Here is a 7,291-nt window from a genome sequence, read left to right on the forward strand (position 1 = left end):
CGGCGAACGCGTTGGCCATCGCCGACGTCGGCTGGGAGGTCGACCCGTTCGCCATCCCGCTGCTGCAGATCGCGCACCGGACCGGTGCACGGGTGGTGTTGCGCCACGTCGCCGGCACCGAGGACCTGACCGCCAGCGTCGCCGTCAGCCACCCCCCGGGCACGCCACTGCTGCAGTTGGTGCGCGACCTGCGCACGGATCGCGGGCCGGTGCTGCTGATCACCGCGCTGCACCGCGACTTCGCATCGACCGACACCTTGGCCGCGTTGGCCATCGCCGACGTCGGCGTCGCGCTCGACGACCCCCAGGCCGCGACGCCCTGGACGGCGGACATCATCACCGGCACGGACCTGGCCGCCGCGGTGCGCATCCTTTCGGCGCTGCCGGTGGCCCGGGAGGCGACGGAGTCGGCGGTGCGCCTGGCCAAGGGCGGCAGCACCCTGGCGGGGCTGTTGCTGGTCACCGGCGACCCGCGCACCCTGAGCCCGTTCGCCGTGCAGCGCTGGCTCAACCCGGTGAACGCCGCCGCCGCGGCCGCGCTGATGCAGGGCAGCTTCGCCGCCTCGCGGGTGCTTCGGCTGGCCGACCCGACACCCCAGCCGCTGACCGCGTGGCATGCCCTGGACCCGGAGATCGTCTACTCCCGGCTGGCCAGCCGCACCCGCCCCCTGGCCGTCGAGCCCGGCGTCGCGCCCTGGCGGCAGCTCCTCGACGACCTGTCCTACAACCCGGTGGTCGCGCCGCTGCGCGGGCCGGCGAGCCGCGTGGGGCGGCTGCTCACCGCGACGCGCGCCGAGCTGGCCGACCCGCTGACGCCCATCCTGGCCGTGGGTGCGGCGGCCTCGGCGATCGTCGGCAGCAGCGTCGACGCGCTGCTGGTGGCGGGCGTGATGACCGCGAACGCGGTCGCCGGTGGCGTCCAGCGGTTGCGGGCCGAGGCCGCGGTCGCCGAGCTCTTCGCCGAGCAGGACCAGTACGCCCGGCGCGTGGTGTTGCCCACGGTCGCCACCGCGCACCGCCGGCTGGAGGCCGCCCGGACCGTCGAGCGGACGGTGTCGGTGAGCGCGCAATCGCTGCGGCCCGGCGACATCATCGACCTGGCCGCCCCGGAGGTCGTGCCGGCGGACGCGCGCCTGCTGGTGGCCGAGGACCTCGAGGTCGACGAGTCCTTCCTGACCGGCGAGTCGCTGCCGGTGGACAAGCAGGTCGAGCCGGTCGCCGTCGCCGACTCCGACCGCGCCAGCATGCTGTTCGAGGGCAGCACCATCGTGGCGGGGCACGCCCGGGCGATCGTCGTGGCGACCGGTGCGGGCACCGCCGCGCAGCGCGCGATCTCGGCCATCGCCGACGTCGAGTCGGCGGCCGGGGTGCAGGCCCGGTTGCGGGAGTTGACCAGCAAGGTCCTGCCACTGACCCTGGCCGGCGGCGCCGCGGTGACCGCGTTGGCCCTGCTGCATCAGGGATCCCTGCGGCAGGCCGTCGCGGACGGGGTGGCCATCGCCGTGGCCGCCGTCCCCGAGGGGCTGCCCCTGGTGGCCACCCTGGCCCAGCTGGCCGCCGCCCAGCGGTTGTCGCGCCGCGGCGTCCTCGTCCGCACGCCGCGGGCGGTCGAGGCCCTGGGCCGGGTCGAAACGGTGTGTTTCGACAAGACCGGCACGCTCACCGAGAACCGTTTGCGCGTCGTCCGCGGTGTCCCGCACGACGCGAGCGCGGACGGCGCATTCCCCGAAGTCAGCGCGCCGGAGTCCGCCGCGGTGTTGCGGGCCGCCGCGCGCAGCAGCACCCAGCCGCACAATGGGGGCGGCCACGCGCACGCCACCGACGAGGCGATCCTCAACGCCGCGAATTCCGTTGACGCGCAATGGGCGTCGGATTGGACCGTGCTCGCGGAGGTGCCCTTCGAATCCAGCCGCGGGTATTCGGCCGCGATCGGCGTGACCGGTGGAAACGGCGGGCCGATGCTGATGCTCAAAGGCGCGCCGGAGGAGGTTCTGCCGCGCTGCCGCTTCGCCGACGGGGACGCCGGCCCCGGCCACGCGGAGTCGTTGGTGTTGCGCCTGGCCGAGCAGGGGCTGCGCGTGCTGGCGGTGGCCCAGCGCCGGTGGGAGCACGGGACCAGCGAGGAGGACACCGACGTCGACGCCGTGGACGTCGCGGCGCACGACCTCGAGCTGATCGGCTACGTCGGCCTGGCCGACACGGCCCGCGCGTCGGCGCGGCCGCTGATCGAGGCGCTGGTGCAGGCGGGCCGGCGGGTCGTGCTGATCACCGGCGACCACCCGGTGACCGCCCGGGCGATCGCCCGGCAACTCGGGTTGCCCGCGGACGCGCGGGAGATCACCGGCGCCGAACTCGCCGCCTTCGGTGAGGAGGACCGCGCCAAGGTCGCCGCCGACGTCCAGGTCTTCGCCCGCGTCAGCCCCGAGCAGAAGGTGCAGATCGTCGCGGCGCTGCAGGACTGCGGGCAGGCGGTCGCCATGGTCGGCGACGGGGCCAACGACGCGGCCGCCATCCGGATCGCCGACGTGGGCATCGGGGTGAGCGGTCGCGGTTCGTCCGCCGCCCGCGGCGCCGCCGACATCGTGTTGACCGACAACGATCTGGGTGTGCTGCTCGACGCGCTGGTCGAGGGCCGCGGGATGTGGGGCGGGGTACGCGACGCGGTGAGCATTCTGGTCGGCGGCAACGTCGGCGAAGTGCTGTTCACCCTCATCGGGACCGCGCTGGGCACCGGCAGGGCGCCGGTGGGCACCCGCCAGTTGCTGCTGGTGAACCTGCTCACCGACATGTTCCCCGCGCTCGCGGTCGCGGTCACCCCGCAATACCCCGAGCCCGAAGAGGCCGAGGACGGCGTCGACCGCGATGCCGAGGAGCTGCATCGCGCGTTCCAGCTGGCGACGCTCTCCGGGCCCTCGCCCTCCCTCGACGCGCCGCTGATGCGGCAGATCGTCACCCGGGGCGCCGTCACGGCCGCGGGTGCGACGGCGGCCTGGGCCATCGGACGCTGGACTCCGGGCACCGAACGCCGCACCTCGACCATGGGGCTCACCGCGCTGGTGACCACCCAGCTCGCGCAGACCCTGCTGACGCGCCGCCACAGCCCGCTGGTGCTGGGCACGGCGCTGGGCAGCGCGGGCGTCCTGGTAGCCATCGTCCAAACCCCCGGCGTCAGCCACTTCTTCGGCTGCACACCGTTGGGCCCCGTCGCCTGGACCGGCGTCATCAGTGCCACCGCGGGCGCCACCGTCGTCTCGGTGCTGGCGCCCAACTGGCTGGCGCAGCGGGTGGCCGCGCTGGAACCGAAGCAGGACTGAGGCTTTCGCCGCTAGCCGGACAGCTCCTTGCGCACGACCTTGCCGGCCGGATTGCGCGGAATGGTGGCCACGAGGTTGATGTCGCGGGGCTGCTCGAATCGGGAGACCTTGCCCTTGAGGTACTCCCGCAGTGCCGCCTCATCGGTGTCGCTGCCCTGCCGCAAGACCACGAACGCGGCCAGTCGGTGGCCGAATTTCTCGTCGGGAACGCCGATGACCGCGTTGTCGGCGATGGCGGGGTGCTGGGCGAGCGCGTTCTCGACCGCGCGCGGGTAGACGTTCTCGCCGCCGGAGATGATCATGTCGTCCTCGCGGCCGACGATGTAGAGCCGGCCTTCGTTGTCGAGGTAGCCCATGTCGCCGGTGCTGGTCATGCCGTCGATCACCGTCTTGGCCCCGCCGCCGGTGTAGCCCTCGCTCGCCAGCTCGCCGCCGACGAAGATGCGGCCGGTGACGCGCGGGCCGACGGGCCTGCCGTTCTTGTCGAGGATGCGCACCGGGCAGCCGGCGACCGGCCGCCCGACGGTCTCCGGCGCTTCGCGCAACTCGGCCGGTGTCGCCAGGGCGCCGATGCCGACCTCGGTGGAACCGTAACCGTTGTAGAGGATGTCGCCGTAGGCGTCCATGAACCGCTGGCCAAGGGTGGGGTCGAGCCGGTCCCCGCTCGACATCACGACCCGCAGGTACGGCACCGGGTTGCGCGTACGCACCCGGTCGGGCAGGGCGAGGATGCGCGCGAGCACCACCGGCACCGCGGTGAACGCGTCGGCGCGATGCAGCGACGCCTGCGCGAGCGCCGCCTCGGCGTCGAAGTGACGATGGGTGAGCACCGTGCCGCCCAGGGCCACGGTGAGCATCAGCATGCCCAGCCCCAGCCCGTGAAACATGGGCATTGCCACCGAGATCCGCGAACCGGTGCGCAGGCCGGTGCGGTCGAGGATCGTCACCCACACGCCCACCGCCGAACGCAGCTGCGGCGAGCGGGGCACCCCCTTGGGGGTGCCGGTGGTGCCGGACGTGAGCAGGATGATCCGGCCCGGTGCGGCCACGTCGGGAAGCTCGTCGCCCTCCTCCGTGGTGGCCGTCGCCGGGTCGATCAGGGTGACTGATTCGTCGGCGGCGCGGACCCGCTCGCCGAACTCGTGGTCGGCGATCATCGCGGTGATCCGGTGGGCGCTCACCGCGGACGCCAGGGCGTCGCTGCGGAACTCCGTATTGACCAGGACCACGTCGGCACCCACCATTGCGGTGGCGAAGACGCCGGCGATGAAACCGCGTCCATTGCGGCACATGACGCCCACGGCGTCGCCGGGTCCGACACCGTCGCGGGACAACCGGCGCGCCAGCGAGTCGGTCGCGGACCGCAGCTCGCGGTAATCCCAAGCGCCATCGTCGTCGACGATCGCCGCCCGGTTGGGCCAGCGGGTCGCCGTCACCGCCAGCAGCGTGTACGGGTTGGTGCCGCCCCGCCGCGCCTCGCGGAGCACCCGCAGGGTGGCCAGGGGCGACGGCGGCGTCAGCAGTCGCGATCGCAGCAACGCCCGCGCCGCGGTGCCGACCACGCCCTCGTTGCTCATCGCCGGGCCTCCGCGCCGCCGGAATCGGAGAAGAACCGCCGGTACCACAGCCGGGCGGCGCGTTCGGCCGGGCCGGCCAACAGCACGGACGCCACCTCGGCGGGCAACACCCAGGGCGGTTCGTTGCTGCGCGGTCGCTCGATCACCGCTTTGGCGATCGCGTCGGCTGCTTGGTCCGCCGACATGCCCGGGAGCCGGCCCAGGACGGGCGTGGGTTCGATCATCCGTGTGCGCACCAGCGCGAAGTAGACGGAGGTGACGTCGACGCCGTCGGCGTGCAGCTCCGGGGCGACGCTGCGCAGCCAGCGGTCGAAGGCGCCTTTCGACGCCTGGTACGCGCCCCACTGCGGCCCCGGCACGACGCGCACGCCGACGCTGGACACGTTGACGATGTGCCCGCGGCCGCTTTCGCGCATGGCCGGCAGCAGCCCCAGCAGCAGCCGGATGGGCCCGAGATAGTTGATGTCGATGGTGCGCTGAAAGTCGTGCGGCCGGTCGTATTGGTGATGCAGCGAGCGGCGCAACGACTTTCCGGCGTTGCTGACCACGATGTCCAGCGCGCCGTGCTCCTCGGTGATCTCCTTGGTCAGCGCGCTGACGGCGGCTTCGTCGGTGAGGTCGGTCGGGTACGCGATCGCGCGTCCGCCCGCGGCGTTGATCGACGCCGCCAGGTCGGCCAGGCGCTCCTCGGACCGGGCGACCGCCAGCACGGTGGCTCCCCCGGCGGCCAACCGGCGCGCCGTCGCCTCACCGATCCCGTAGGAGGCGCCGGTAACCAGCGCGGTCTTACCGGTGACGGCGCTGCGCAACCTGTCGGGATCCGATACTCGCGCCGGATTGGCCACGTGGTCCGTGACCTTGTTGAGGGCCTGCACTATCACGTTCAACATCGCCGCTGCATCCACTCGAGCCGGATGTCGAGGATCGGCGGATGGCTTCACCGTGCACTCGACTCGTCATAGGTAGCAGACCACATCGCGGTTCGCCGGTGCGCCTCGCCCCGCCGTTGCGCCGTTCGCCGGCGCGGGCCCCGGGGCGGTGGGCGCCGCGCAGCCGGATGACCGACGCGCGCAAGCCATCTCGGCCCGGATACCGCGGGGTGGACTGTGTTGTGTGAATTCGCAGTAATTTCCCGGGTTTGACCTGTTTAGCGGGAAGCTTCTCTGGGCACAATTGCGGCATGATCGCACGTCAAATAGCTCGTTTTCTCGGTCCAGCAGTAGTAGCCGCGTCCGGCCTCAGCGCGTCGGCCATCACCGGCTCCCTCCTCCCTTCCGCCGCCGCCCAATGTCCGGACGTGCAGGTGGTGTTCGCCCGCGGCACCGGTGAAGCCCCCGGAGTCGGGCCCACCGGCCAGGCCTTCGTCGACGCGCTGCACTCGCGCGTGGGCGCCAAGTCGTTCGACGTCTACCCGGTCAACTACCCCGCCAGCGACCAATGGGACACCGGCATCGACGGCGTCAGAGACGCTGGCGCCCACGTCGTTTCGATGGCCCACGACTGCCCCAACACCAAAATGGTGCTCGGCGGCTACTCCCAGGGCGCAGCCGTCATGGGCTTCGTCACCTCCCCCTCGGTACCCGACGGCATCGACCCCAACACCGTCCCCAAGCCCCTCGACCCCACGGTCGCCAGCCACGTGTCCTCGGTCGTGCTCTTCGGCATGCCCAACGTGCGCGCCATGAACTTCCTCGGCGAACCCCCCGTCGTCATCGGCCCCACCTTCGCCGACAAGACCATCAAGGTCTGCGCCACCGAAGACCCGGTCTGCTCCGACGGCATGAACTTCTCCGCCCACAACACCTACGCCGACGACGGCGCCATGATCGACAAGGGCGTCGCCTTCGCCTCCAGCCACCTCGACGCAGGCACCAGCGGCGCCTCGACCGTCTCGAGCGGTAGAGGTGGCTTCGGAAGCTGAGCGACGGGCGCCCGGCGGCACTGGCCGTCAACCACGTCGGGTTGACGGTCCCGGACATTCACGCCGCGATCGACTGGTACGGCGAGGTATTCGGGTTCCGGTGCATCATGGGCCCGCGGGTGCTCGAGGGTGGCGGGCACCCGGAGGCGGCCTCGGTGTTCGGCGGCCGGTTCCGCCGGGCCTGGCAGGCGCATCTGCTCACCGGCAACTCCGTGGGCATCGAGCTCTTCCAGTTCGTCGACCCGCCGACGCAGGACCCGGGGTGGCCGCGGGAGCGGCAGCCGTGGTTCGACCGCGGCTGGTGGCATCTGTGCATCACGCACCCCGATGTCGCGGCCACGGTCGACCGGGTCGTCGAGCACGGTGGCACGCTGCTGGCGGCGCCGTACGAATTCGTGCCCGGGCGACCGTGGGTGCTGGCCTACGCCACCGACCCCTGGGGCACGGTGCTCGAGGTGATGAGCCACAGCTACGCCGAG

Annotated in this window: 5 protein-coding genes; 3 read left to right on the forward strand and 2 right to left on the reverse strand. The window is 72.5% G+C overall.

Annotated features, from left to right (window positions below):
- A partial coding sequence (locus tag A9X05_RS18050) for a cation-translocating P-type ATPase (protein WP_067783154.1) occupies nucleotides 1–3,314 on the forward strand: 3,314 nt, incomplete at its 5' end.
- 11 nt (nucleotides 3,315–3,325) lie between these two features.
- On the opposite strand, the gene A9X05_RS18055 is transcribed toward A9X05_RS18050, so the two are convergent.
- Together A9X05_RS18055 and A9X05_RS18060 are read right to left on the reverse strand one after the other, a co-directional pair.
- Nucleotides 3,326–4,891, reverse strand: a complete 1,566-nt coding sequence (locus tag A9X05_RS18055; RefSeq protein ID WP_067783157.1) for an AMP-binding protein — start codon at nucleotides 4,889–4,891, stop codon at nucleotides 3,326–3,328.
- Nucleotides 4,888–5,781: an SDR family NAD(P)-dependent oxidoreductase gene (locus tag A9X05_RS18060; protein WP_067783160.1), complete on the reverse strand. Its 894-nt coding sequence runs from the start codon at nucleotides 5,779–5,781 to the stop codon at nucleotides 4,888–4,890. The genes A9X05_RS18055 and A9X05_RS18060 overlap by 4 nt, the downstream gene beginning before the upstream one ends.
- Nucleotides 5,782–6,071: 290 nt before the next feature.
- Here A9X05_RS18060 and A9X05_RS18065 point away from each other — a divergent pair, with 290 nt between their 5' ends.
- On the forward strand, nucleotides 6,072–6,812 hold the full coding sequence (locus A9X05_RS18065; RefSeq protein WP_067783163.1) for a cutinase family protein: 741 nt from the start codon (nucleotides 6,072–6,074) through the stop codon (nucleotides 6,810–6,812).
- 20 nt (nucleotides 6,813–6,832) lie between these two features.
- Nucleotides 6,833–7,291: VOC family protein (locus A9X05_RS18070; protein ID WP_082970836.1), on the forward strand; the 459-nt coding region annotated here is incomplete at its 3' end.

Origin of the sequence: Mycobacterium sp. E3298, from assembly GCF_001666895.1 — a bacterium.
Taxonomy (GTDB): Bacteria; Actinomycetota; Actinomycetes; order Mycobacteriales; family Mycobacteriaceae; genus Mycobacterium.